This is a genomic window from Streptomyces sp. NBC_01341 (assembly GCF_035946055.1).
GTDB lineage: Bacteria > Actinomycetota > Actinomycetes > Streptomycetales > Streptomycetaceae > Streptomyces.
Genome location: NZ_CP108364.1, coordinates 2,408,349 through 2,432,111, shown reverse-complemented (window position 1 = coordinate 2,432,111; position 23,763 = coordinate 2,408,349). Strand labels below are relative to the sequence as shown.

The following is a 23,763-nucleotide window of genomic DNA, read 5'->3' as shown; positions in this document are numbered from 1 at the left end:
GGCACGGCCCCGACCCGGCCCCGGCCCGGAACCGCCCACTCTACCGGGCCGGGTATCCGGCGGGTCAGTGCTCCGTTGCCGAGGTGACCAGTTCGGTCAGCACCCCGTGGCAGTCCTTGGGGTGGAGGAAGGTGATGCGGGACCCCATGGAACCCGTCCTGGGCTCGTCGTACAGCACCCTGACGCCCTTCCCGCGGATGTCCGCGGCGTCCGCGTCCACGTCCGCGGTACCGAAGGCGATGTGGTGCACACCCTCCCCATTCTTTGCCAGCCACTTGCCCACGGCCGAGTCCTCGCGGGTCGGTTCCAGCAGCTGGAGGTACGAGGCACCGCCGTCGGAGGTGTCGTTGATCTTGAGCATGGCCTCCCTGACGCCCTGCTCCTCGTTGACCTCGGAGTGGTACACCTCGAAGCCGTAGGTCGCGCGGTAGAACTCCACCGTCCTGTCGAGGTCGAAACAGGCGATTCCGATGTGGTCGATTCGCGTCAGCATGGAACCAGTGCAGCGCCCCGGGGATGGTTACGCAACGTGCGCGCGATCACACCCACTGCCGGATGACGGGCGCGGTACCGCTCAGTACATTCAGGTAAACCCTCGTTCACAACCAATCCAAGGGGCTGCGCCTCATGTCAGGAACGACCGGTACCACCTCAGTGATCGTCGCGGGCGCGCGTACGCCCATGGGCCGCCTTCTCGGCTCGCTGAAGAGCTTCTCCGGGGCCGACCTCGGCGGCGTCGCCATCAAGGCCGCGCTGGACCGGGCCGGGATCGGCGGCGACCAGGTCCAGTATGTGATCATGGGCCAGGTCCTCCAGGCGGGGGCGGGGCAGATCCCCGCGCGCCAGGCGGCGATCAAGGCCGGGATCCCGATGAACGTCCCGGCGCTCACCGTCAACAAGGTGTGCCTGTCCGGGCTGGACGCGATCGCCCTGGCGGACCAGCTGATCCGCGCCGGCGAGTTCGACGTCGTGGTGGCCGGTGGCCAGGAGTCCATGACCAACGCCCCGCACCTGCTGCCGAAGTCCCGTGAGGGCTACAAGTACGGTGCGGTCGAGCTGCTCGACTCGATGGCCCACGACGGCCTGACCGACGCCCACGAGAACATCCCGATGGGCGAGTCCACCGAGAAGCACAACTCCCGCCTCGGCCTGACCCGCGCGGCCCAGGACGAGATCGGTGCCCTGTCGCACCAGCGCGCGGCCGCCGCCCAGAAGAACGGCCTGTTCGAGGCCGAGATCACCCCGGTCGAGATCCCGCAGCGCAAGGGCGACCCGGTCCTCTTCTCCAAGGACGAGGGCATCCGCCCCGAGACGACCGTCGAATCGCTCGGCAAGCTGCGCCCGGCCTTCACCAAGGACGGCACGATCACGGCGGGCACGTCCTCGCAGATCTCCGACGGCGCCGCCGCCGTCGTCGTCATGAGCAAGGCCAGGGCCGAGGAGCTGGGCCTGGACTGGATCGCCGAGATCGGTGCCCACGGCAACGTGGCGGGGCCGGACAACTCCCTCCAGTCGCAGCCGTCCAACGCCATCCGGCACGCCCTGAAGAAGGAGGGCATCGGCGTCGAGGACCTCGACCTCATCGAGATCAACGAGGCCTTCGCGGCCGTCGCGGTCCAGTCGATGAAGGACCTCGGCGTCAGCTCCGACAAGGTCAACGTGAACGGCGGCGCGATCGCGCTCGGCCACCCGATCGGCATGTCCGGCGCCCGTGTGGTGCTGCACCTGGCGCTCGAGCTGAAGCGGCGGGGCGGAGGCACCGGCGCGGCGGCACTGTGCGGCGGCGGCGGTCAGGGTGACGCGTTGATCATCCGCGTACCGGGCAAGTAGTACACCGTACGAACGAGCGAGGAGGCCGAGTGTGAAGGTGGACGTCCCCACCCTGGTCGAGCAGGCACGGGAGGGCAGGCCGCGCGCGGTGGCCCGGCTCATCTCCCTGGTGGAGGGTGCCTCCGAGCACCTGCGCGAGGTGATGGCCGCCCTGGCGCCGCTCGCCGGCCGGGCGTACGTCGTCGGCCTGACCGGGTCGCCGGGGGTCGGGAAGTCCACCTCGACCTCGGCGCTGGTCTCCGCCTACCGGAAGGCGGGCAAGCGGGTCGGGGTCCTCGCCGTCGACCCGTCGTCGCCCTTCTCCGGGGGCGCGCTCCTCGGTGACCGGGTCCGGATGTCGGAGCACGCCTCCGACCCGGGCGTCTACATCCGCTCGATGGCCACCCGCGGCCATCTGGGCGGGCTCGCCTGGTCGGCCCCGCAGGCGATCCGGGTGCTGGACGCGGCCGGCTGCGACGTGATCCTCGTGGAGACGGTCGGGGTCGGCCAGTCCGAGGTGGAGATCGCCTCCCAGGCCGACACCTCCGTCGTCCTCCTCGCACCCGGCATGGGCGACGGCATCCAGGCGGCGAAGGCCGGGATCCTGGAGATCGGCGACCTCTACGTCGTCAACAAGGCCGACCGGGACGGCGCCGACGCCACCGCCCGGGAGCTCAACCACATGCTGGGCCTGGGGGAGTCCCGGGGCCCCGGCGACTGGCGGCCGCCGATCGTGAAGACGGTCGCGGCCCGGGGCGAGGGCATCGACGAGGTCGTCGAGGCGCTGGAGAAGCACCGGGCGTGGATGGAGGAGCACGGGGTTCTCGCCGAGCGGCGCAAGGCGCGCGCGGCCCGCGAGGTCGAGACGATCGCCGTCACCGCGCTCCGCGAACGGATCGCCGATCTGCACGGCGACCGCCGGCTGGACGCGCTCGCCGAGCGGATCGTGGCGGGGGACCTCGATCCGTACGCCGCGGCGGACGAGCTGGTCGCGGGACTCACCAGCGGGAACTGAGCGCCCCCGGGCGGTGTGCGGGCCGCCCGGGGGAGCCCTTCTCCCGGACGGCCGACGGCCCTCAGTCGTCGCTGTCGTCGCTGTCGTCGTCATCGGCACGGTCCGCCGTGGCCTTGCCGCTCTTCGCGTCGACGCGCAGTTCGTGCTGCTTGCCGTCCTTGCCCGTGACGTCGACGTCCCAGTGCGGCGCGGCCTTCCCGCCGTCGTCCCCGTCGTCGTCCAGGTCCACGGACGTCACCGTGCCCGGCCGGTCGCCGAGCGCCGCCGTCACGGCCGCGTCGAGGTCGACGGCCGACGGGCGGGGTGCGTGACGGTCACGGTCGTCGTTGTCGTCGTCGGCGCGCTCCGACAGCACCTTGCCGCTGCGCGCGTCCACCGTCACGTCGTGCCATGCCTTGTCGGAGCCGTACACGTCCAGCTCCCAGACGGTGCGGGCCCCGTCGTCGTCATCGTCGTCCAGTTCGGCCTCGGTGACCGTGCCGGGGACGGCCTTCAGGGCGGTGCCCACCGCCTCGTCGAGGGTGATCATCCGGCCGGCGGTGCCGCCGCCGGTGTTCCCGGCCGTCCGTCCGTCCTTCGTGCCGCCGTCGGAGTCGGCGAATGCGGCGGTCGTGACGAGCCCGCCGCCCACGAGCACGGCGGCGGTGAGAGCGGCGACGGTGATGTTGCGCTTCATGGCGGGTTCCTCCCCGATGGGATGTGTTGTGCGGTACGACGGGGACCACACTGGCGCCGCGATGCTGAACCCAGCCTGAAGTCACCTGAAGGTGTCTTCAGGTCCGGTTTGGGAAGCTGTCCTCATGCGTCTGTTGATCGTGGAGGACGAGAAGCGCCTGGCGACGTCACTGGCGCGCGGGCTGACGGCCGAGGGGTTCGCCGTCGATGTCGTGCACGACGGCCTGGAGGGACTGCACCGGGCCGGTGAGGGCGTCCACGACCTCGTCGTGCTCGACATCATGCTGCCCGGGATGAACGGCTACCGGATCTGTGCCGCCCTGCGGGCCGCCGGGCACGAGATGCCGATCCTGATGCTGACCGCGAAGGACGGGGAGTACGACGAGGCGGAGGGCCTGGACACGGGCGCCGACGACTACCTGACCAAGCCGTTCTCGTACGTCGTGCTCGTCGCCCGGGTCCGGGCGCTGCTGCGCCGTCGCGGCGGTTCCGCCTCCCCCGTGCTGAGCGCCGGCGCGCTGCGGATGGACACAGCCGCCCGGCGGGTTCACATGGACGGGGAGGAAGTCGGCCTCACCGCGAAGGAGTTCGCCGTCCTGGAGCAGCTCGTGCTGCGGGCCGGCGAGGTGGTCAGCAAGGCGGACATCCTGGAGCACGTCTGGGACTTCGCCTACGACGGCGACCCGAACATCGTCGAGGTCTACATCAGCACCCTGCGCCGGAAACTGGGCGCCGCGTCGATCCGCACGGTCCGGGGCGCGGGTTACCGGCTGGAGGCGCGGTGAGGTCCGTACGGGCGAGGGCGGCGCTGGGCGCCACCCTCGTCGTCGCCGTCGCCCTGATCGGCGCCGGGCTGGCCGTCCTGCTGGTGCTGCGCGCCAACCTGACGGACCGGGCCGGCCTCGAGGCGGAGGTGGCGGCGCGCGAGGTGGCCGGGCAGCTCGCCCTGGGGGCGGCGTACACGGAGCTGGAACCGGGCGACGAGGAGACCCATCCCGTCCAGGTGACCGACGCGGAGGGGCGCGTCGTGGCCGTCTCCAAGGACCTGGAGGCGATCTCGGGCACGGGCACGGCAGAGGTCGGACCGGCGCCGTCCACGCCGGTTCCGAGCCCGGGGGACGACGATGACGACGATGACGACGCGGGCACCCCGGACCGCGGAGAGGTGTCCTCCGACCAGCCGGACTTCGCGAACGGCACCGCCACCGTCGACGGCGAGACGGCCGACTACCGTTTCGCCTCCGTCGAGCTGACGACGGACGAGGACGTGACCCTGACCGTCCACGCGGGTGCCCCGCTCGCGGCCGAACAGGAAGCCGTGGACTCGGTGCGCGACTCGATGCTGACCGGGCTGCCCGTCGTGCTGCTGGTCGTCGCCGGGGTGACCTGGCTCGTCACGAGGCGCGCGCTGCGCCCGGTCGAGGGCATCCGGCGGGAACTGGCCGCGATCACCGCGTCCGAGGACCTCGGGCGCCGGGTGCCCGAGCCGGGCTCCCGGGACGAGGTGGCGAGGCTGGCCCGTACGACGAACGAGACCCTGACCGTGCTGGAGGCCTCGGTCGACCGGCAGCGGCGCTTCGTCGCGGACGCCTCGCACGAACTGCGCAGCCCGATCGCCTCGCTGCGCACCCAGTTGGAGGTGGGAGCCGCCCACCCGGAACTGCTGGACGTGCCGGGCGCGGTCGCGGACACGGTGCGCCTGCAGACACTGGCCGCCGACCTGCTGCTGCTCGCCCGGCTGGACGCGGGGGAGCGGCCGGGGAGCGCGGTGGTCGATCTGGGCGCCCTCGTCCGCGATGAGGTGGCCCGGCGTGCGGGGGACCGAATCGGCCCCGTGGTATCGGTGCGGGAGGCGGGCGGTCTCGAAGTCACCGGATCGCGCGGCCAGTTGGCCAGGGCCGTCGGCAATCTGCTGGACAACGCCGAGCGCCACGCGGTGCGTTCGGTCGCCGTGGTGGTGCGGGCGGACCGCGGCGGCGTGGTCGTGGAGGTCACCGACGACGGCGCCGGGGTGCCGCCGGGCGAACGGGACCGGATCTTCGAGCGTTTCGTGCGCCTGGACGACGCCCGCAGCCGGGACGACGGCGGAGCCGGGCTCGGCCTGGCCATCGCACGTGACGTGGCCGTGCGGCACGGGGGCACGCTGACGGCCGGCTCGGCACAGGACGGTGGAGCGCGCTTCACCCTGCGGCTGCCCCGCAGGGCGGGAGCGGGTCCCGGCCTGTCCGGCTGACAGGGGCCCTACGGCTTGCCGCGGCGGCCGCGCAGATGGTCCGCGATGGGGGTCAGTGCCGCGTGCAGTTCGGCGAGCGCCTCGGGTGACAGCAGGTCCATGAAGTGGGTGCGCACCGAATCGACGTGGTGGGGCGCGACCTTGCGCATCGTCTCGCCGCCGAGGTCCGTGAGGACCGCGAAGAGTCCGCGCCGGTCCGACTCGCAGTGCTCGCGCCGCACGAGGCCGGCGGTCTCCATGCGGGTGATCTGGTGCGAGAGCCTGCTCTTGGACTGCAGGGTGGCCGCCGCGAGGTCACTCATCCGCATACGCCGCTCGTCCGACTCCGAGAGGTTGACCAGGATCTCGTAGTCGTTCATGGTCAGGCCGAACGGCTGGAGGTCCTTCTCGAGCTGATGCGTCAGCAGCCTGCTGACGTCCAGGTGGGTGCGCCAGGCGCACTGCTCCGCGTCGTTCAGCCAGCGGGTGGCCGTCTCGGTCTCCATGTATGGATTCTACCTAAGATGTTGAAAGCTGGACGAAGTCTGGGAGTGTGACGCCTCGCACGCACTGCCGGGCGTCACACTCCGCAGACTATCGTTTACAGGCCGAAGCGACGCTGGAGGTCCCCCAGCTGACCGGGCATGCGGGGTGTGGAGCCGTGTTGACCGGCTCCCGGACCGCCGCCGGGCACCCCCGGCTCGTGCGGGACCGCGCCGGTCGCCTGCTCGGCCATCAGCACCTCGGTCGACTGGAGCAGCACCGTGCCCGCCCCGACGAACTCGAACTGGTGCTCCTCGCCGGAGGTGCCGCCGATCCCGGTGAGCGACCGCAGCCCGCCCATCACGCCCGTCATGTACCCGTGGTCGTAGTGATGGCAGGGGGACGGGCAGTCCGCCCACCCCACCAGTGCTTGCGGATCCACCCGCACCGGGGGCTCCATGAAGACCACCGGGCCGTTGGACGCCGCGACGAACTTCCCCGTCCCGATCAGGGTCAGGAAGCCCGGGACGATCGACTGCTTCAGCGCCAGCGTCGGCTGGTACGCCAGCAGGTTGCCCGACCTGATGGTCAGGTTGCCGTCGTCCAGGTCGAAGGAGTTCACGTCGAAGGCCCGGTCGGCGAGCAGCATCTTCCCGCTGCCCTCGGCCACCACCCAGTCACTGGCGTGCAGGGGGGAGTGGAAGCTCGTGCGGATCAGCCGCTCGAAGCGCCCGTGCCCGATCCCGTTGAAGTCGATGCGCCCGTAGTAGGCGATCATCTTGCCCTTCTGCAGGAACCACTGGCTTCCCTTGAGCTCCACGCAGAAGGTGTAGGAGTTGACGTTGTCGTCGGACGGCAGCGTCGACGGATCATGGATCACGGGCGTACTCACAGCTTCTCCTCCGACGCCTGGACGTACACCGCGCCGTTGCCGCTGAGCTCCAGCTGGAACGCCTCACCCGAACCGCGCCCCACCATGTCGCGCCAGCCGAGCGCCGTGGACAGCTTGTTGGTCACGCTTCCGTGGTGCGCGACGTATGCCTGCGGGTCCACGTGGACCGGACGGCCCTGGGTGATCGGCAGTTCGATCACCCCGCCGTGCGCCATCACGGCGACCGCGCCGTGGCCCTTGAGCGTCGTGGTGAAGAGGCCCTGCCCCGTCACCTGGCCGCGCACCATCCCCATGACCCCGCCCTGCGAGCCCATGAACATGGTGCCCTGCTGGAGGGTGCCGTCGAAGGCGAGCAGCCGGTCGGCCTCCACGTACAGGGTGTCGCCGGCCAGGTTGATCACCTGGATGTGATGGCCGCCGTGTCCGAACATCACCGTGCCGCTCCCCTCGACGGTCATCAGGGGGGCCGCCTCGTTCGCGACCCGCCGGCCGATCATCGACCCCAGGCCGCCCTGGCCGCCCTGGACGTTCGGGGTGAACGACACGTCGCCGCGGTACGCGAGCATCGCGCCGCGCTGGCTGTACATCTTCTGGCCGGGCGCCACGACGGCCTCGACCATCTTCGAGTTGATCTCGCGGAACGGCATCAGACGTCGCCCCCCACGGTGTTGCGCTCGCTGGGCTGGACGTACACGAGGCCCTCGCCCTCGAAGCGGATCTGGAAGGACTCCCCGGAGCCCTCACCCATGAGCGTCCGGAAGTTCACGCCGGACTGGAAGTGCTGCTGGAGCCTGCCCTGATGGGCGATGTAGGCGCCGGGGTCGACGTTCAGCGGGTACTGGGGGGTCACCCGCAGCACCACGGCCGAACCGTCCGACATGATCGCCGCCTGGCCGGTCCCCTCGACGGTCGTGGTGAACAGGCCGTTGCCGCTCGCCCCGCCGCGCAGGCCGGTGAAGGTGGTGCCGGTGCGCAGCCCGGCGTCCGTGGCCAGCAGGTTGCTGGCCTCGACGTACAGCGTGTCGCCGTGCAACGAGACGAGGTTGATCTCACTCGCGCGGTCGGCGAAATAGCAGGTCCCCTGCCCCTTCACCTCCATCATCACCATCTGCTCGCCGGTCAGGCGGCGGGTCACCATGCCGCGGATGCCCTCACCGCCGCCGGACATCTTCTTGAAGTCCATCCGGCCGTCGTACGCGACCATCGAGCCGTTCTTCGCCTTGACGGCATCGCCTGTCAGGTCGACGGCCAGCGTCTTGCTGCCTTGGAGTCGGAACATCGCCACGATGCGACGGTAGCCGCCGGGGCGCCGTGCGGACAGGCCCCGGTGACCGATCCCACCCCGAATGCCCCCTGAGGGGGCCCTGAAATGCACCGGTACGTGCTCCGGGGGAGGTTCGGGGACCCGGCTCGGAGGGGGGTCGTGCGCGATGCCACAATGGCTGTGCTTGTGCGTGCGTTCACAAGCCGACCAGCCCCTCCCACCGAAGGTGCCCTCGTGGACATCAAGACCGCTTCCGCCCTGCACCGGCTGCGCCTCATCTCGCTTCCCGAAGCGCTCTCCTTCCCGGCGCTGCTCATCTTCGGCTCGCTGCTCATGCGGGTCTCGGACATCGACTTCCTGATGCCGCCCCTCGGGGCGCTGCACGGCATCCTGTTCACGATCTACGTGATCTTCCTCGTGGACGTCTGGGTCAAGGCCAAGTGGCCGCTCAAGCGCGTCGGCCTGTTCTTCCTCCTCGCGGTCGTCCCGTTCGGTGGGCTCTACGGCGAGAAGCTGCTCAAGAGGTACGAGGCCGACGGCGTGATCGCCGCCCGCGCCCGCGCCGAGGGCAAGGTGAACGCATGATCGTCGCCTTCTCCGTCAGTCCGCTGGGCGTGGGTGAGGACGTCGGTGAATACGTCGCCGACGCCGTGCGCGTCGTCCGCGAGTCGGGGCTGCCCAACCGCACGGACGCGATGTTCACCTCGATCGAAGGCGACTGGGACGAGGTGATGGACGTGGTGAAGCGCGCCGTCGCGGCCGTCGAAGCCCGTGCGGGCCGCGTGTCCCTGGTGCTCAAGGCGGACATCCGGCCGGGTGTGACCGACGGCCTGACGTCCAAGGTCGAGACGGTGGAACGCCACCTCGCCGGCTGACGGACCGTCCCCGCCGCCTCCGCGCATGCCGGAGCCCCCGACGCCCGCGGGCGACGGGGGCTCTTCTCGTTCGGCCGAACGAATGCGCTCACTCGGTCCTGTCAGGTCGACACCTTGTCATATGTCCCCTTCTGTAGGGATACAGACACATTCGACCATGGAGGCGCGATGCCGTCGGAGGGTCACGACCACGACAACCACGGCAGGCGTGCCCAGTCGCCCCCGACCGGGTACCGGGTGAGGTACCGGCCTCTCCTCGCGGGCGAGAAGGGCACGCCGGGAGCAGTCCACGCGGCGGCACTCGCCCCCGCGGTCGGCGGACTGCTGCCACTCGTCCCGCTCGTGCACGCCTTCGGGACCGGGCACGGTGACCGGTTCGGGGCGGCCGGGACACTGCTGTTCCTGACCGTCTGCGCGCTCGCGCTGGTCGCCCTCGTCAACGCGGCGCTCACCGTGTACGCCGCCAGGGCGGCCAGGGAGCCGGTTCCCGCGAAGCCCGGATCCGGCACCGCGGTCGCCTTCCTCGCCACGTACGCCCCGGACGGGGTGCCGCTCCCGGCGGTACGGGCCGTCCTGGAGGGCGCCGTACAGCTGAGGCACTCCGGACCGCTGGACGTCTGGCTGCTCGACGAGGGGGACGACCCGGAGGCCCGGATGCTCTGCGCCGAGCTCGGTGTGCACCACTTCACCCGCAAGGGAGTGCCCGAGTGGAACCAGGAGCGGGGCGCGCACGAGGCCGGGTCGGAGCACGGCAACCACAACGCCTGGATCGCCAAGCACGGTGACGCTTACGGCCTCATCGTCTGCGTGGAGACGGGCCGCGTCCCCCGCCCGGGTCTCCTCGAACGGATGACGGGCTACTTCCGTGACCCCGACATCGCCTTCGTGGTCGGCCCGCCGGCCGACAGGTACGAAGACGGCCGCCATGCAGGGTTCCGCCTCCGGACGCTGGCCCAGCGCGCGGCCAACCGCCGTGGGGCGCCCGTGCTCGACGGCACCTGCACCGTCGTGCGCGTCGAGGCACTGCGCCGGGCGGGCGGTTTCCGGGCCACGGCCAGCGGGGACATGGTCACCGGGCTCGACATGCACGGCCGGCCCAACCCGCTGACCGGACGCGACTGGCGGTCCGTCCATACCTCGGAAGCGCAGACGGACGAGACGGCCGACGGCTCCCCGCATGGCCGCGCACCGTACGGACCCCTGCCGTCGCTGTACGGGAAGGCGCTGTTCCGGATGTCTCCGGGTCGGCTGCTCGGCTATGCGCTGCTGCTCCTCCAGCGCCCCGCCGCGTTCGCCAACTGGGTGCTCTGCGCACTGACCTGCCTGCTCTTCCCGATGAGCGTGTGGGCGTTGGCGGCCTTGCCCGTCGCCCTGGCACCGGCCGCGGCGCTCCTCCTCACCCGGCTGCGGGAGCGCAGGGCCCGCGCGGCCGGCGCCCGCGCGGTCCGTACGCACCAGGACGCGGAGCACGCTCCCGCCGCCTCCGCGGGCACTGCCGCGCCGGGCAGCTGACCCGGTGGTCCGGCGGCCGGCGTCAGGTCTCCTGGGCGGCCAGCGCGATGCCGAGCGGCGTGCGCTCGTACAGCACCTGGTGGCCGTAACGCCGTGAGGTGAGCAGACCCGCGGCGCGCAGCACCGCCAGATGTGCCGACACGGAGGAGGGGGCGAGTGAGAGCCGGTGCGCGAGGGCGCTGGTCCCGGCCGGTTCGTCGAGCGCGCACAGCACATCCGCGCGTGCCCGGCCCAGCAGGCGGGCGAGCGCGTCCGGTGTCCGGTCGCCGGCCGGGGTCCACAGGCCGCCGATGCCGCGCGCGGGGTAGATCACGGCCGGCTGCCAGGGCGGTTCGTGCCCGCCGACCACGTCGGGCCAGACGAAGGCGCTGGGCATCAGGACGAGTCCCTGGCCGCCGAGCACCCGGGTGTGGTTCCCCCTGGTGCCGGCCACGGTCAGCGTCGAGTCCGTCCACCGCAGCTGCGGGCTGATCTCGCCGAGCAGGCGCTCGAAGCCGACCTCGGCCAGGCGGCGCGAGTGGTAGGCGATGTCCGCCTCCAGCAGGGAGCGCAGCCGTGGCCAGTGCGGCTCGACCATGACCCGCCAGGCTCGTTCCAGCAGGTCGGCGAGTTCCCGTACCGCCCGCACCGGGTCGGCCAGCATCCGCTCACCGGCGGGGGAGTCCGGCCGCTCCGCCAGGGCCAGCGCGATGTCGTCGCGGGCGACCAGCGGATCGACGCCGCGCACCCCCGCGATCTCCTCCTCGAAGGTGGTCGTGGGGCCGACGGGCGGCGGGCAGACGAAGTCGGGGTTGTGGCCGCCGTCCGGCATGAGCAGCCACAGCGGGGTGAAGTCGAGGGCCGCCGCGTCCTCGCGGATGCGGCGCAGCCAGGGCAGGTGGTAGCCGTACGCCCCCGGGCGGGCCAGCAGTCGCACGGCCGCCTGGGTCTCCCACAGCGGGGACAGGGCGAAGCGGCAGCGGAGCAGGTCGCTCTCGTCGAAGTGCAGATGGAACGGCAAGGAGGGCCCACTCGAGTTTCGGCGTCAGCCGAAAGTCTACGGAGGGGCGGGGCCCTGCCCCACGCTGCGTCCATGCCGAGCGACACCACCACTCCGGCGGGCACGCCCCGCGACGAGTCCACCGCCGACGTACCGACCACCGATTCCGTACCGCGCCCCCGGGCCGGGGGCTACCGCGCCGTGTTCGCCGTGCGGGAGTTCCGGGCTGTCTTCGCCGCCCATCTGCTCTCCCTCCTCGGCGTCGTCGTCAGCGAACTCGCGCTCACCGTGCTCGTCTACGACCTCACGGGCTCGCCGCTGCTGTCCGCCCTCACCTTCGCGCTCGGCTTCCTCCCGTACATCGTGGGCGGAACCCTCTTCGCCGGCGTCGCCGACCGCTACCCGGCCCGGCGGGTCCTCGTCACCTGTGACCTGATCTGCGCCGGCTGCGTCGCCGTCATGGTGCTTCCGGGCACTCCCGTCGGCCTGCTCCTCGCACTGCGCTGCCTGGTCGCCGCCGTGGCGCCCGTCTTCACGGGGACCCGTACGGCCGCCCTCACGGACATCCTCGGAGAGGGGCCGCTCTACGTCCTCGGGCGCTCGCTGCTGCGCCTGGTCTCGCAGAGCGCCCTGCTCATCGGCTTCGGCGCGGGCGGGATGCTGCTCGCCGCGCTGTCCCCGCGCGGGGCGATCACCGTCACCGTGGTCACGTTCCTCTGTTCCGCGGCCCTGCTGCGCCTGGGTACCAGGGCCCGCCCCGGCCGCTCGGGAGGGGACGCCGGCGGCACGCTGCTGAAGGAGTCGCTCGCCGGGACGCGCGCCGTCCTCGGCAACCGCGAGATCAGAGGGCTGCTGCTCCTCTTCTGGGTGCCCGCGTTCTTCGTGGTGGCCCCGGAGGCCCTCGCGGCCCCGTACGCGGACGCGATCGGCGTGGGGCCGGCGGCCCTCGGGCTGATGATGTGCGCGATGGCCGTCGGCCACATCGGTGCCGAGGTGTACGCGGGGACCGCCCTCGGGCCCCGTGCCCGCTCCCGGATCGTGCTGCCGGTCGCCGTCGCGGGCCTGCTGCCCCTGGTGCTGTACGCGTTCCGCCCGGGGACGGCCGCGACCGTGGCGGCCCTCGTGCTGGCGGGCGCGGGCGCCGCGTACATCATCGGGCTCGACCAGTGGTTCGTGGAGGCGGTCCCCGAGCACCTCAGGGGCCGGGCGATGACCCTGCTCACCGCCGGTCTGATGACGGTCCAGGGGCTCGGTATGGCGCTGGCGGGACTGGCGGCGGAGTTCTTCCCGGTCCACCGGGTGGTCGCCGCCTCGGGGGCGGTGGGCGCCGTGACGACGCTGTTGCTGGCCGTGGAGGTCCGTAGAACACGCGTCCGGTACCGAAGTGCGAGACGGGTATGACCGCCATGTGACCAGTCGGTAAGGTCGTGCCGTGCCGAAGCCGCTCAGCCTCCCCTTCGACCCCATCGCCCGTGCCGAGGAACTCTGGCACCGGCGCTGGGGGCCGGTGCCCTCGATGGGTGCGATCACCTCGATCATGCGGGCGCAGCAGATCCTGCTGGCCGAGGTGGACGCGGTGGTCAAGCCGTACGGCCTGACCTTCGCCCGCTACGAGGCCCTGGTCCTGCTCACCTTCTCCCAGGCCGGCGAGCTGCCCATGTCCAAGATCGGCGAGCGCCTGATGGTGCACCCGACCTCCGTGACGAACACCGTCGACCGGCTGGTGCGGTCGGGCCTCGTCGCCAAGCGCCCCAACCCCAACGACGGCCGCGGAACCCTCGCCTCCATCACGGACAAGGGCCGCGAGGTCGTCGAGGCGGCCAGTGCGGACCTGATGGCGATGGACTTCGGACTCGGGGCGTACGACGACGAGGAGTGCGCCGAGATCTTCGCGATGCTGCGCCCGCTGCGGGTGGCCGCCCAGGACTTCGAGGACAAGTAGCCGCGCCGCGCGGGGCGAGCGGCGCCGGGGGCAGGGTGCCGCAAGATCGCCCCGGCCGCCCGGATACGCTCGATGCCATGAAACGCAGTGTGCTGACCCGCTACCGGGTGATGGCCTACGTCACCGCCGTCATGCTGTTGATCCTGTGCGTCTGCATGATCTTCAAGTACGGCTTCGACACCGGTGAGGGTCTGACGCTCGTCGTCTCGCAGATCCACGGTGTCCTCTACATCATCTACCTGGTCTTCGCCTTCGATCTCGGTTCCAAGGCGAAGTGGCCGGTCGGCAAGCTGCTCTGGGTGCTGATCTCCGGCACGATCCCGACCGCCGCGTTCTTCGTCGAGCGCAAGGTGGTCCGGGAGGTGGAGCCGCTGATCGCCGACGGCTCCCCGCAGACCGCCAAGGCCTGATCCGCACCGCCGAACCGCCCCGTGCGAGGCGCCGGGCGGTTTGCCATCGACATTTACTAGGACGTCCTAGTAAATTCGTACCATGGACGCTCACGCGATCGAGGAAGGCCGCCGACGCTGGCAGGCCCGTTTTGACAAGGCCCGCAAGCGCGACGCGGACTTCAGCACGCTCTCCGGCGACCCGGTGGAGCCCGTGTACGGGCCCCGTCCCGGCGACGCGTACGAAGGATTCGAACGGATCGGCTGGCCCGGCGAGTACCCCTTCACCCGGGGACTCCACCCCACCGGATACCGGGGCCGCACCTGGACCATCCGCCAGTTCGCCGGTTTCGGTAACGCCGAGCAGACCAACGCGCGCTACAAGACCATCCTGGCCAACGGCGGCGGCGGACTCAGCGTCGCCTTCGACATGCCGACCCTGATGGGACGCGACTCCGACGACGCCCGCGCGCTGGGCGAGGTAGGCCACTGCGGTGTCGCCATCGACTCGGCCGCCGACATGGAGGTCCTCTTCCGGGACATCCCGCTCGGCGACGTCACGACCTCCATGACGATCAGCGGGCCCGCCGTCCCCGTCTTCTGCATGTACCTCGTCGCGGCGGAGCGCCAGGGCATCGACCCCGCCGTGCTCAACGGCACGCTGCAGACCGACATCTTCAAGGAGTACATCGCGCAGAAGGAGTGGCTCTTCCAGCCCGAGCCGCACCTCCGCCTCATCGGCGACCTGATGGAGCACTGCGCCCGCGACATCCCCGCCTACAAGCCGCTCTCGGTGTCGGGCTACCACATCCGCGAGGCCGGGGCCACGGCCGCGCAGGAGCTCGCGTACACCCTCGCCGACGGCTTCGGCTACGTCGAACTCGGGCTCTCCCGCGGTCTCGACGTCGACACCTTCGCCCCCGGGCTGTCCTTCTTCTTCGACGCGCACCTCGACTTCTTCGAGGAGATCGCCAAGTTCCGCGCGGCCCGCCGCATCTGGGCGCGCTGGATGAAGGAGACGTACGGCGCGAAGACCGACAAGGCGCAGTGGCTCCGCTTCCACACCCAGACCGCCGGTGTCTCGCTCACGGCCCAGCAGCCGTACAACAACGTCGTGCGCACCGCGGTGGAGGCGCTCTCCGCGGTCCTCGGCGGGACCAACTCGCTGCACACCAACGCCCTGGACGAGACCCTCGCCCTTCCGTCCGAGCAGGCCGCCGAGATCGCGCTGCGCACCCAGCAGGTCCTGATGGAGGAGACCGGCGTCGCCAACGTCGCGGACCCGCTGGGCGGCTCGTGGTACGTCGAGCAGCTCACCGACCGGATCGAGGCCGACGCCGAGAAGATCTTCGAGCAGATCAAGGAGCGGGGCACCCGGGCCCACCCGGACGGCAAGCACCCCATCGGGCCGATGACCTCGGGCATCCTGCGCGGCATCGAGGACGGCTGGTTCACCGGGGAGATCGCCGAGTCGGCCTTCCGGTACCAGCAGTCCCTGGAGAAGGGCGAGAAGCGCGTCGTCGGCGTCAACGTCCACCACGGGTCCGTCACGGGCGACCTGGAGATCCTGCGGGTCAGCCACGAGGTGGAGCGCGACCAGGTGGCAGGGCTGGCCACGCGCAAGGAGGGCCGTGACGACACCCGGGTCCGCGAGGCGCTGGACGCGATGCTGGCCTCCGCGCGGGACGGTTCGAACATGATCGCGCCGATGCTGGAGGCCGTACGGGCGGAGGCGACGCTGGGCGAGATCTGCGGCGTGCTGCGTGACGAGTGGGGGGTCTACACGGAGCCGCCCGGCTTCTGACCTCGCGTCAGCCCTCCCGCGAGGCCGCCGCTCCCAGTCCCGAGAGCAGCAGCAGGGTGAAGCGCCGGGCCCAGTCGGCATCGACGGGCTCGGCGCTCACCAGGGCGCGGTGCACCACCGCGCCCGCGATGACGTCGAAGATCAGGTCGGCGGTGCGGGCCGCCACCTCCGGGTCGGGCTCCAGGGGCAGTTCCCCGCGCTCCTCCGCCCGCTCACGCCCCTGCAGGACCAGCCGCTTCTGCCGGGCGACGATCGAGTTCCGTATACGGTCCCGCAGGGCCTCGTCGCGGGTGGACTCCGCGACGACCGCCATCAGCGCCGTCCTGGTCTCGGGCCGCTCCAGCAGGGCGGCGAACTGCAGCACCACTGCCTCCACATCGGCCGACAGGCTGCCCAGATCGGGCAGCTCCAGTTCGTCGAAGAGCACGGCGACCGCGTCCACGACCAGTTCGTTCTTGCCCGCCCAGCGGCGGTAGAGGGTCGTCTTGGCGACCCCTGCCCGCGACGCCACGTCGCCCATGGTCAGCTTCGACCAGCCGAGGTCGACCAGCGACGCGCGGGTCGCCTCCAGGATCGCGGCGTCGGCCTCGGCGCTGCGGGGACGTCCGGATCGGGCGGGTTCGGTCGGGCTGCGGCTCAGCATGCGGCGACCATACCGGCCGGTAAGTACCGCTGACCGGCCCCGGAGCCCGTGAGACAGATCACCGCGCGCTCTTGCCCCGGAGGGGGGCCGGGCAGTTACGCTACGGGTCGTAGCGTAAGAAGCGACGGTCCGCCGTCGTCACGCGACGACCGAACGACAGCCACAGGCGCCGGGTGGGGACCCGGTGCCGACCACGGGGTTTCAGGGCCTCGGGGCCGCTTCCGACCACGCGCCGCGCACGCCGGCACGGCTGTGGGCGGGGGCGGCTCGCCGATCGCTTTTCGCGGCAGCGCGCACAGGGGGGAGGATGTACGTATGCAGCCTAGGAACATGTCCATGAGCGGCGTCGTCGACCTCGCCGCTGTGAAGGCGGCCGGCGAGGCCAAGGCGAAGGCGGAGCACGCCCGCGCGGAGTCCGCCCGGCAGGGTGGGACCGGCGCCGTGTCCCCCGCCTCCCTGGTGATCGACGTCGATGAGGCGGGCTTCGAGACCGAGGTCCTCCAGCGCTCCACCGAAGTCCCGGTCGTCATCGACTTCTGGGCCGAGTGGTGCGAACCCTGCAAGCAGCTCGGCCCGCTCCTGGAGCGGCTCGCCGTCGAGTACAACGGCCGCTTCCTGCTGGCCAAGGTCGACGTCGACGCCAACCAGATGCTGATGCAGCAGTTCGGCATCCAGGGCATCCCGGCGGTCTTCGCCGTGGTGGCCGGACAGGCCCTCCCGCTCTTCCAGGGTGCGGCGCCGGAGAGCCAGATCCGTCAGACGCTCGACCAGCTGATCCAGGTCGGCGAGGAGCGGTTCGGCCTCACCGGGATCGTCGTCGACGCGGAGGCCGGGGCCGGTGACGCGGAGGCCGTCCCCGCCGAGGTGCCCGCGGGGCCGTACGACGCGCTGCTGGAGAGCGCCGCGCAGGCGCTGGACGCCAACGACTTCGACGGCGCGGTCCAGGCGTACCGGAGTGTCCTGGCCGACGATCCGCTGAACACCGAGGCGAAGCTGGGGCTGGCCCAGGCCGATCTGCTGGGCCGGGTGGCGGGCATGGACCCGCAGCAGGTCCGCAAGGCGGCCGCCGAGAACCCGGCCGATCCGGCCTCGCAGATGGACGCCGCCGATCTCGACCTCGTCGGCGGTCACGTCGAGGACGCCTTCGGGCGGCTCGTCGAGACGGTCCGCCGTAATTTCGGTGACGACCGCGACGCGGTACGGGTGCGGCTCCTGGAGCTCTTCGAGGTGATCGGCCCCGACGACCCGCGTGTCGTCGCGGCCCGGACCGCCCTGGCACGGGTCTTGTTCTGATGTGACAACACGGCCGTGGCGCCCTCCGGGCACCACGGCCGTTTTCGCGGGCGAACGACAACGAATGCCCCTGCTTTACCAAAACTTGATAAAAGTACTCAGTGTTACTGGCAGTAAATCGCCTCCCGGAGTCTGTCCGGTTGAGGGTGGAATTCCCCCCATTCGTGCGCCCCTTCGGTGCCACCGTGTGTGGCCGGGCGGTATCGCCCTGTCGTTCCCTGGTTATCGGGCCGTTACTAGCGAGTAACGACCCCCCTTGTGTCATGGCCGCGAATGCACCACGATCGGCCACGCTCGGTCCAATACCCGCCGGCCCGACGTCCAGTCGGGCAGGCGGATCCGTTGGGTCCCCACCGGGTGGTCGGCGGCAGTGGCGCCGATCGCGGACAGGGGGGTTCCTGCCCCTGGGCAGGGCCTGTCCGAACCGGCCGCGCAGACGCGTGGCCAGTGGTTGTCGCTCGGGGGTGATCGCCGGTGATTCGGATGCGGTACGCGCCTCCGGTCCGGGCGCTCTCCTTCCCGAGGACGTAGCACTTCTCCCATCCCAGGGCGGGCACGATGCCCGTACCGGAGATGTACGTCCGAGAAGGAGGAAATTTTATGAGTTCGCAGGTTCGCGGTGGTACCAGATGGAAGCGTTTCGCTCTGGTCATGGTCCCGAGCGTCGTCGCGACCGCCGCTGTCGGCGTCGGTCTGGCGCAGGGTGCGCTCGCCGCGTCGTTCAGCGTCTCCGGCCAGAGCTTCAAGGTCAGCACCGACAAGCTCGTCGGTAAGGACTTCGTCCAGTACGGCAGCGTCGCTGTCGGCAAGGACCTCAAGGGCAACGACGCTGCACACCCGGTCGCCGTCTCCGGCTTCAGCAGCGCCACGATAACCAACATGTGCCAGTCGGTGGTCACGCCTGGCCTGCCCTTCGGTCTCGGCAGCGTCAGCCTCGAGCTGAACGCGGGCACCGACCCGAAGAAGCCCGTCGAGGCGACGAACCTCTACCTCGACGTGGCCCAGCTCGACGCGGACGCGTACTTCGAGAAGATCGACATCGGTGTCGCAGCCGGTTCGGTCGGCAAGCCCGGTATCCAGTCCGGCACCGAGAAGGCCGTCAACCCGAACGGCTTCGCGCAGCGCGCCGAGACGGCGACGCTGTCCAACGTGGAGCAGACGGCGTGGGCGACCACCGCCGGCACCTTCAAGCTGAGCAACCTGAGCCTGAAGCTGCACAAGGGCGTCAAGGAGTGCTTCTAAGCACTCGCCCGGGTGGCCGGAGTGTTCCGTGAGGACCTCCGGCCGCCCACCCCTTCTCTTCTCACGGCAGTACCGGTTCCAGGGAGCTGTTTTCCATGAGCCCCGAGTCCACAGGGCAGAACGAGCACTACCTCACCGTCTACCGGCGGGGATTCCGCACCTGGCGGGGTAACCGGCCGTTCTGGGCGGGCCTGTTCACCATCTTGGGTGGTCTACCCATCGCGTACTTCCCGTACGCCAACATGCACCTCGGCAACATGACGATCGCGATGTCGACCACCGCAGGTGCGGGATCGCTGATCATCGGGGTCCTGCTCGTCACACTGGGCCTCACGATGTGGTTCCACCACATCGTGCGGGTGTTCGCCGGTGTCGCCGCGATCCTGCTCGCGCTGATCTCCATACCCGTCGCCAACATCGGCGGCTTCATCGTCGGCTTCGTCTTCGCGCTCCTCGGCGGAGCCCTCTCCATCGCCTGGGTGCCGGGCGAGGCGAAGGCCGCCGCGGCGGCAGGCGCTCCGGAGAAGTGGACGCAGCAGGACGACGACGCCCGGGCGCCGGAGTACGGCCAGGAGTTCCACGGCGCGCCCTCGGTCCCGCCGCAGCCGGCACAGTTCGACGGGACGGTCGAGGCCGACGGCGGGAGGCATCGTGCGGGGTGACGACACGCAGACGAACGACTCCGGGCAGGACGGATTCCCGGAGCGAAGAGGACCCCGTCACGCGGCCCCCAGGAAGTCGCTGCTGACGAAGCTTCACATGCCCGCGGGAAAGAAGGCGTTCGCGCTCGCCGCGATGCCGACCGCGGTCTTCGTGGGCATGGGCCTCACCCCCAGACTGGCGATGGCCGACGACAGTACGGACATCCCGTTCGCGCCCGGCCCCTGCGTGACCCGCTCCGACGAGCCGGCCGAGTCGCAGGAGCCCGAGGCGAAGCCCACCCCGAGTGCCACGCCGTCCGCCGAGGCCGGCAAGGACGACGAGGACGGCGGGACGGGCGGCAAGGACGAGACGGCCGAGCCGAAGCCCTCGGCGAGCGTGTCCGCGACCCGGCCGCCCTCGGCGGCACCCGACGGCGAGGACACCCCGACGGCGACCCCCGCACCCACCGAGTCGAAGAACCCGCTCGACCCGCTGGGCGTCGGCGACGCGCTCAAGGACCTCCTCGACGGACCGGACAAGGAGACGGCCGAGCCGTCCCCCAGCGCCACCGCGGAGACCCCGGAGCCGTCGAAGAGCACCACGCCCGCCAAGCCGGTGGAGAAGGCCACGGACGCCGCGAAGGACACGGTCGACAAGACCGCCGACGCCATCCGTGACGCCGCCGACAAGGCCGGCAAGGACGTCGAGGAGCTCGACGAGGACGTCAAGGGCCTCGACCCGGTGAAGGACGAGGACATCCCGGACGGCGCCAAGGAGCGCTTCCCGTGCCCGACCGCCGACCCGAAGGCGCTCGCCGCGGCCGACCTGGAGCAGGGCATCCCGCTGCTCCCGGACGACCCGTGGACCCTGGAGACCTCGAAGCTCACGCTCACCGGGCTCGACTACCACGGCATCGTCGAGGTGAAGACGTACAGCGGCAAGGTCAAGAAGGTCCTGAAGTTCACCGCCGACACCATCGACATCAGGGACCTCCACCAGCTGACGAAGGGCCCGGCGGGCACCACCGGCCACGTCACGTCGGATGAGGGCTCGACCTCCACCATCCGCAACGGCACGGTGACGATGTACACGGAGAAGCTGAAGGGCAACCTCTTCGGCATCATCCCCATCACCTTCAGCCCGGAGACCCCGCCGCCGCTGAACGTACCGTTCGCCTTCTTCACCGACGCCGAAGTGACCCAGGCCGGCCAGTTCGGCGGCTCGCTCAAGGTCCTCGGTCTGCGGAACTACTTCACCGGCGGCAACAGCTAGCCGGTGGTCCGGACCCGTCCGGGAGCCGCACAGCACTGTGGCCCGCCCCCGTCCTCACGGGGTGCGGGCCACAGTCGTGTGCGGGGCGGGACGTCAGGCGCGCTCGCCGCTGAGGTGGTGCACCCGGACCATGTTGGTGGTGCCGGGGACGCCGGGGGGCGAGCCGGCCGTGATCACCATCGTGTCGCCGTCGCTGTAGCGGTTCAGCTTCAGCAGCTCGGCGTCCACCAGGTCGACCATGGCGTCCGTGTTGTCCACGTGCGGCACGACGTAGGACTCGATGCCCCAGCTCAGCGCGAGCTGGTTGCGGGTCGACTCCTCCGTGGTGAAGGCCAGGATCGGCTGGGCGGTGCGGTAGCGGGAGAGCCGGCGGGCCGTGTCACCGGACTTGGTGAAGGCGACCAGTGCCTTGCCGTTGAGGAAGTCCGCGATCTCGCACGCCGCGCGCGCCACCGAACCGCCCTGGGTGCGGGGCTTCTTGCCCGGCACCAGCGGCTGGAGGCCCTTGCCGAGGAGCTCCTCCTCGGCGGCGACGACGATCTTCGACATCGTCTTGACCGTCTCGATCGGGTACGCGCCGACGGAGGACTCCGCGGACAGCATGACCGCGTCCGCGCCGTCCAGGATCGCGTTGGCGACGTCGGAGGCCTCGGCGCGGGTCGGCCGGGAGTTGGTGATCATCGACTCCATCATCTGGGTCGCCACGATCACCGGCTTGGCGTTGCGGCGGCACAGCTCGATGAGCCGCTTCTGCACCATCGGGACCTTCTCGAGCGGGTACTCGACGGCCAGGTCGCCACGCGCGACCATGACGCCGTCGAAGGCCGCGACGATGCCCTCCATGTGCTCGACGGCCTGCGGCTTCTCGACCTTGGCGATGACGGGGACCCGGCGGCCCTCCTCGTCCATCACCTTGTGCACGTCCTTGACGTCCTCGGCGTCGCGCACGAAGGACAGCGCGACCAGGTCGCAGCCCATCCGCAGGGCGAACCGGAGGTCCTCGACGTCCTTGTCGGACAGTGCCGGGACGTTGACGGCCGCTCCCGGCAGGTTGATGCCCTTGTGGTCGGAGACGACACCGCCCTCGATCACGATGGTGGTGACCCTGGGGCCGTCCACCGAGACGACCTTCAGCTCGACGTTGCCGTCGTTGATCAGGATCGGGTCGCCCTTGGCGACGTCGCCGGGCAGCCCCTTGTAGGTGGTGCCGCACATCGACTTGTCACCGGGAACGTCCTCGGAGGTGATGACGAACTCGTCCCCCCGGACCAGCTCGACCGGGCCCTCGGCGAACTTCGCGAGGCGGATCTTCGGTCCCTGGAGGTCGGCGAGCACGCCGACCGCGCGGCCGGTCTCGGCGGCGGCCTTGCGGACCCTGTCGTAACGGCCTTGGTGCTCCTCGTGGGTACCGTGACTGAAGTTGAAACGGGCCACGCTCATGCCGGCCTCGATCAGAGCGACGAGCTGCTCATGGGAGTCGACGGCGGGACCGAGGGTGCAGACGATTTTGGAACGGCGCATGAGGCGGATCCTATCGGTTTGTTTCAGTGCGGAATATTCCGGCTGGTGGAAGATACAAAGGGGCGGAGGCCCGCTCAGTTGTGGACCAGGGCGAAGGTCTGGCCGGCGATCTCCAGCTCCTCGTCCGTAGGCACGACCGCGACCGCGACCCTGGCGTCGTCGGGCGAGATCAGCCGGGGTTCGGCGGACCGCACGGCATTGCGGTCCGCGTCCACCGCAAGGCCGAAGAGCTGCATCCCGGCCAGCGCAGCCTCGCGCACCGGAGCCGAGTTCTCCCCGACCCCCGCCGTGAACACCACCGCGTCCACCCGGCCGAGCACCGCCGCATAGGCGCCGACGTACTTCTTCAGCCGGTGGATGTAGACGTCGAACGCGAGGGCGGCCCGCTCGTCGCCCTCGTCCACCCGGCGCCGGATCTCCCGCATGTCGTTGTCGCCGCAGAGACCGGTCAGGCCGCTCCTCTTGTTCAGCAGGACGTCGATCTCGTCCGTCGACATCCCCGCCACCCGCTGCAGGTGGAAGGTGACGGCCGGATCGATGTCTCCCGAACGCGTACCCATGACCAGCCCCTCCAAGGGGGTCAGTCCCATCGACGTGTCCACGCACCGGCCGCCCGCCACCGCGGACGCGGAGGCACCGTTGCCCAGATGGAGCACGATCACGTTCACGTCCTCCACGGGCCGGCCCAGCAGCTCCGCCGTCCTGCGCGACACGTAGGCGTGCGAGGTGCCGTGGAAGCCGTAACGGCGGATGCGGTGCGCGTCTGCGGTCTCGACGTCGATCGCGTAGCGCGCCGCGTACTCCGGCATCGTCGTGTGGAACGCCGTGTCGAAGACCGCGACCTGCGGCAGGTCCGGCCGCAGTGCCCGGGCGGTGCGGATCCCGGTGATGTTGGCCGGGTTGTGCAGCGGGGCGACCGGGACCAGCCGCTCGATCTCCTGCAGCACCTCGTCGGTGATCACCGCGGGCTCGCTGAACCTGAGCCCGCCGTGCACCACCCGGTGGCCGATCGCGGCCAGTTCGGGGGAGTCGAGCCCGAGGCCGTCGGCCGCCAGCTCCTCGGCCGCGGCGTTCAGTGCCTCCTCGTGGTCGGCGATGCGCCCGGCGCGCTCCCTGGGCTTCCCGTCGCCGGTCAGGGGCGTGTGCACCAGCCGGGACGCCGACTCGCCGATCCGCTCGACGAGCCCGGTGGCCAGCCGGGAGCGGTCGCGCATGTCCAGCAGCTGGTACTTCAGCGACGAGGAACCGGAATTGAGCACGAGTACGCGACGGGCGTCTGTCATGGAGCGGGAACCTCCG

Annotated in this window: 25 protein-coding genes; 15 read left to right on the top strand and 10 right to left on the bottom strand. The window is 70.9% G+C overall.

The annotated features are described in order from the left end of the window. Window positions 1-64: 64 nt before the first annotated feature. Window positions 65-493 (bottom strand): methylmalonyl-CoA epimerase, encoded by a 429-nt coding sequence (mce, locus tag OG206_RS10270; RefSeq protein WP_099174436.1) that lies wholly within the window; start codon window positions 491-493, stop codon window positions 65-67. A 134-nt stretch (window positions 494-627) separates the two neighbouring features. Here mce and OG206_RS10265 point away from each other — a divergent pair, with 134 nt between their 5' ends. Both OG206_RS10265 and meaB read left to right on the top strand, forming a co-directional pair. Next, entirely contained in the window at window positions 628-1,830 is a 1,203-nt protein-coding gene (locus OG206_RS10265; protein ID WP_327114531.1) for an acetyl-CoA C-acetyltransferase, read from the top strand. A 31-nt stretch (window positions 1,831-1,861) separates the two neighbouring features. Further along, on the top strand, window positions 1,862-2,824 hold the full coding sequence (gene meaB, locus OG206_RS10260; RefSeq protein ID WP_327114529.1) for a methylmalonyl Co-A mutase-associated GTPase MeaB: 963 nt from the start codon (window positions 1,862-1,864) through the stop codon (window positions 2,822-2,824). 61 nt (window positions 2,825-2,885) lie between these two features. Here the strand turns inward: meaB and OG206_RS10255 are convergent, their stop codons facing one another. Beyond that, window positions 2,886-3,500 carry a PepSY domain-containing protein gene (locus OG206_RS10255; RefSeq protein ID WP_327114527.1) on the bottom strand — a complete coding sequence of 205 codons (615 nt, stop codon included), beginning with the start codon at window positions 3,498-3,500 and terminating at the stop codon, window positions 2,886-2,888. Window positions 3,501-3,624: 124 nt separating this feature from the next. On the opposite strand from OG206_RS10255, the gene OG206_RS10250 reads away from it, so the two are divergent. Next, entirely contained in the window at window positions 3,625-4,284 is a 660-nt protein-coding gene (locus OG206_RS10250) for a response regulator transcription factor (protein ID WP_327114524.1), read from the top strand. Beyond that, window positions 4,281-5,732 carry a sensor histidine kinase gene (locus OG206_RS10245; protein ID WP_327114522.1) on the top strand — a complete coding sequence of 484 codons (1,452 nt, stop codon included), beginning with the start codon at window positions 4,281-4,283 and terminating at the stop codon, window positions 5,730-5,732. Before OG206_RS10250 ends, OG206_RS10245 begins: the two co-directional genes overlap by 4 nt. Before the next feature lie 8 nt (window positions 5,733-5,740). On the opposite strand, the gene OG206_RS10240 is transcribed toward OG206_RS10245, so the two are convergent. The 4 genes from OG206_RS10240 to OG206_RS10225 all read right to left on the bottom strand — a co-directional run bounded on the left by OG206_RS10240 (window position 5,741) and on the right by OG206_RS10225 (window position 8,365). Further along, complete coding sequence (locus OG206_RS10240; RefSeq protein ID WP_327114520.1) at window positions 5,741-6,217, bottom strand: MarR family winged helix-turn-helix transcriptional regulator; 477 nt, start codon at window positions 6,215-6,217, stop codon at window positions 5,741-5,743. A gap of 95 nt (window positions 6,218-6,312) precedes the next feature. Beyond that, the gene (locus tag OG206_RS10235) at window positions 6,313-7,086 is read right to left on the bottom strand and encodes an AIM24 family protein (RefSeq protein WP_327114518.1); all 774 of its coding nucleotides are present in this window, start codon (window positions 7,084-7,086) and stop codon (window positions 6,313-6,315) included. Beyond that, window positions 7,083-7,733, bottom strand: a complete 651-nt coding sequence (locus OG206_RS10230; protein WP_327114516.1) for an AIM24 family protein — start codon at window positions 7,731-7,733, stop codon at window positions 7,083-7,085. The genes OG206_RS10235 and OG206_RS10230 overlap by 4 nt, the downstream gene beginning before the upstream one ends. Then, complete coding sequence (locus OG206_RS10225; RefSeq protein WP_327122228.1) at window positions 7,733-8,365, bottom strand: AIM24 family protein; 633 nt, start codon at window positions 8,363-8,365, stop codon at window positions 7,733-7,735. Before OG206_RS10225 ends, OG206_RS10230 begins: the two co-directional genes overlap by 1 nt. A gap of 219 nt (window positions 8,366-8,584) precedes the next feature. On the opposite strand from OG206_RS10225, the gene OG206_RS10220 reads away from it, so the two are divergent. The 3 genes from OG206_RS10220 to OG206_RS10210 all read left to right on the top strand — a co-directional run bounded on the left by OG206_RS10220 (window position 8,585) and on the right by OG206_RS10210 (window position 10,737). Beyond that, the gene (locus OG206_RS10220) at window positions 8,585-8,935 is read left to right on the top strand and encodes a DUF3817 domain-containing protein (protein WP_327114514.1); all 351 of its coding nucleotides are present in this window, start codon (window positions 8,585-8,587) and stop codon (window positions 8,933-8,935) included. Beyond that, window positions 8,932-9,225 carry an MTH1187 family thiamine-binding protein gene (locus OG206_RS10215; protein WP_327114513.1) on the top strand — a complete coding sequence of 98 codons (294 nt, stop codon included), beginning with the start codon at window positions 8,932-8,934 and terminating at the stop codon, window positions 9,223-9,225. The genes OG206_RS10220 and OG206_RS10215 overlap by 4 nt, the downstream gene beginning before the upstream one ends. Before the next feature lie 168 nt (window positions 9,226-9,393). Beyond that, window positions 9,394-10,737 carry a glycosyl transferase gene (locus OG206_RS10210; RefSeq protein ID WP_327114511.1) on the top strand — a complete coding sequence of 448 codons (1,344 nt, stop codon included), beginning with the start codon at window positions 9,394-9,396 and terminating at the stop codon, window positions 10,735-10,737. 22 nt (window positions 10,738-10,759) lie between these two features. Here the strand turns inward: OG206_RS10210 and OG206_RS10205 are convergent, their stop codons facing one another. Then, entirely contained in the window at window positions 10,760-11,737 is a 978-nt protein-coding gene (locus OG206_RS10205) for an ArsR/SmtB family transcription factor (protein WP_327114509.1), read from the bottom strand. A 72-nt stretch (window positions 11,738-11,809) separates the two neighbouring features. Between OG206_RS10205 and OG206_RS10200 the strand changes: the two genes are divergently transcribed. From OG206_RS10200 to OG206_RS10185, 4 genes are all read left to right on the top strand, one after another. After that, complete coding sequence (locus tag OG206_RS10200; protein WP_327114508.1) at window positions 11,810-13,117, top strand: MFS transporter; 1,308 nt, start codon at window positions 11,810-11,812, stop codon at window positions 13,115-13,117. 31 nt (window positions 13,118-13,148) lie between these two features. Then, window positions 13,149-13,658: a MarR family winged helix-turn-helix transcriptional regulator gene (locus OG206_RS10195; protein WP_327114507.1), complete on the top strand. Its 510-nt coding sequence runs from the start codon at window positions 13,149-13,151 to the stop codon at window positions 13,656-13,658. A 77-nt stretch (window positions 13,659-13,735) separates the two neighbouring features. Next, window positions 13,736-14,068 carry a DUF3817 domain-containing protein gene (locus tag OG206_RS10190; RefSeq protein WP_327114506.1) on the top strand — a complete coding sequence of 111 codons (333 nt, stop codon included), beginning with the start codon at window positions 13,736-13,738 and terminating at the stop codon, window positions 14,066-14,068. An 82-nt stretch (window positions 14,069-14,150) separates the two neighbouring features. Continuing rightward, window positions 14,151-15,851: an acyl-CoA mutase large subunit family protein gene (locus OG206_RS10185; RefSeq protein ID WP_327114505.1), complete on the top strand. Its 1,701-nt coding sequence runs from the start codon at window positions 14,151-14,153 to the stop codon at window positions 15,849-15,851. 7 nt (window positions 15,852-15,858) lie between these two features. Here the strand turns inward: OG206_RS10185 and OG206_RS10180 are convergent, their stop codons facing one another. Next, window positions 15,859-16,494, bottom strand: coding sequence for a TetR/AcrR family transcriptional regulator (locus tag OG206_RS10180; RefSeq protein WP_327114503.1), 636 nt, complete (start codon window positions 16,492-16,494; stop codon window positions 15,859-15,861). A gap of 315 nt (window positions 16,495-16,809) precedes the next feature. On the opposite strand from OG206_RS10180, the gene OG206_RS10175 reads away from it, so the two are divergent. From OG206_RS10175 to OG206_RS10160, 4 genes are all read left to right on the top strand, one after another. Next, complete coding sequence (locus tag OG206_RS10175; RefSeq protein WP_327114501.1) at window positions 16,810-17,787, top strand: tetratricopeptide repeat protein; 978 nt, start codon at window positions 16,810-16,812, stop codon at window positions 17,785-17,787. A 600-nt stretch (window positions 17,788-18,387) separates the two neighbouring features. Beyond that, on the top strand, window positions 18,388-19,029 hold the full coding sequence (locus OG206_RS10170; protein ID WP_327114499.1) for a DUF6230 family protein: 642 nt from the start codon (window positions 18,388-18,390) through the stop codon (window positions 19,027-19,029). Between the two features lie 95 nt (window positions 19,030-19,124). Then, window positions 19,125-19,691 (top strand): DUF6114 domain-containing protein, encoded by a 567-nt coding sequence (locus OG206_RS10165; protein ID WP_327114497.1) that lies wholly within the window; start codon window positions 19,125-19,127, stop codon window positions 19,689-19,691. Further along, window positions 19,681-20,943: a hypothetical protein gene (locus tag OG206_RS10160; protein ID WP_327114495.1), complete on the top strand. Its 1,263-nt coding sequence runs from the start codon at window positions 19,681-19,683 to the stop codon at window positions 20,941-20,943. The genes OG206_RS10165 and OG206_RS10160 overlap by 11 nt, the downstream gene beginning before the upstream one ends. Window positions 20,944-21,036: 93 nt before the next feature. On the opposite strand, the gene pyk is transcribed toward OG206_RS10160, so the two are convergent. Both pyk and OG206_RS10150 read right to left on the bottom strand, forming a co-directional pair. Further along, window positions 21,037-22,464 carry a pyruvate kinase gene (gene pyk / locus OG206_RS10155; protein ID WP_327114493.1) on the bottom strand — a complete coding sequence of 476 codons (1,428 nt, stop codon included), beginning with the start codon at window positions 22,462-22,464 and terminating at the stop codon, window positions 21,037-21,039. A 74-nt stretch (window positions 22,465-22,538) separates the two neighbouring features. Continuing rightward, window positions 22,539-23,747, bottom strand: coding sequence for an acetate kinase (locus OG206_RS10150; RefSeq protein WP_442805831.1), 1,209 nt, complete (start codon window positions 23,745-23,747; stop codon window positions 22,539-22,541). Window positions 23,748-23,763: the final 16 nt, after the last annotated feature.

Excerpts from the sequence above, each read along its gene's own strand:
- OG206_RS10250 (WP_327114524.1), top strand. The coding sequence starts at position 3,625 with ATGCGTCTGTTGATCGTGGAGGACGAGAAGCGCCTGGCGACGTCACTG.
- OG206_RS10225 (WP_327122228.1), bottom strand. The coding sequence starts at position 8,365 with ATGTTCCGACTCCAAGGCAGCAAGACGCTGGCCGTCGACCTGACAGGC.
- OG206_RS10165 (WP_327114497.1), top strand. The coding sequence starts at position 19,125 with ATGAGCCCCGAGTCCACAGGGCAGAACGAGCACTACCTCACCGTCTAC.
- OG206_RS10230 (WP_327114516.1), bottom strand. The coding sequence starts at position 7,733 with ATGCCGTTCCGCGAGATCAACTCGAAGATGGTCGAGGCCGTCGTGGCG.
- OG206_RS10175 (WP_327114501.1), top strand. The coding sequence starts at position 16,810 with ATGCAGCCTAGGAACATGTCCATGAGCGGCGTCGTCGACCTCGCCGCT.
- OG206_RS10170 (WP_327114499.1), top strand. The coding sequence starts at position 18,388 with ATGAGTTCGCAGGTTCGCGGTGGTACCAGATGGAAGCGTTTCGCTCTG.
- OG206_RS10255 (WP_327114527.1), bottom strand. The coding sequence starts at position 3,500 with ATGAAGCGCAACATCACCGTCGCCGCTCTCACCGCCGCCGTGCTCGTG.
- OG206_RS10185 (WP_327114505.1), top strand. The coding sequence starts at position 14,151 with ATGGACGCTCACGCGATCGAGGAAGGCCGCCGACGCTGGCAGGCCCGT.
- OG206_RS10210 (WP_327114511.1), top strand. The coding sequence starts at position 9,394 with ATGCCGTCGGAGGGTCACGACCACGACAACCACGGCAGGCGTGCCCAG.
- mce (WP_099174436.1), bottom strand. The coding sequence starts at position 493 with ATGCTGACGCGAATCGACCACATCGGAATCGCCTGTTTCGACCTCGAC.
- pyk (WP_327114493.1), bottom strand. The coding sequence starts at position 22,464 with ATGCGCCGTTCCAAAATCGTCTGCACCCTCGGTCCCGCCGTCGACTCC.
- OG206_RS10215 (WP_327114513.1), top strand. The coding sequence starts at position 8,932 with ATGATCGTCGCCTTCTCCGTCAGTCCGCTGGGCGTGGGTGAGGACGTC.
- OG206_RS10190 (WP_327114506.1), top strand. The coding sequence starts at position 13,736 with ATGAAACGCAGTGTGCTGACCCGCTACCGGGTGATGGCCTACGTCACC.
- OG206_RS10265 (WP_327114531.1), top strand. The coding sequence starts at position 628 with ATGTCAGGAACGACCGGTACCACCTCAGTGATCGTCGCGGGCGCGCGT.
- OG206_RS10200 (WP_327114508.1), top strand. The coding sequence starts at position 11,810 with ATGCCGAGCGACACCACCACTCCGGCGGGCACGCCCCGCGACGAGTCC.
- OG206_RS10240 (WP_327114520.1), bottom strand. The coding sequence starts at position 6,217 with ATGGAGACCGAGACGGCCACCCGCTGGCTGAACGACGCGGAGCAGTGC.
- OG206_RS10150 (WP_442805831.1), bottom strand. The coding sequence starts at position 23,747 with ATGACAGACGCCCGTCGCGTACTCGTGCTCAATTCCGGTTCCTCGTCG.
- OG206_RS10180 (WP_327114503.1), bottom strand. The coding sequence starts at position 16,494 with ATGCTGAGCCGCAGCCCGACCGAACCCGCCCGATCCGGACGTCCCCGC.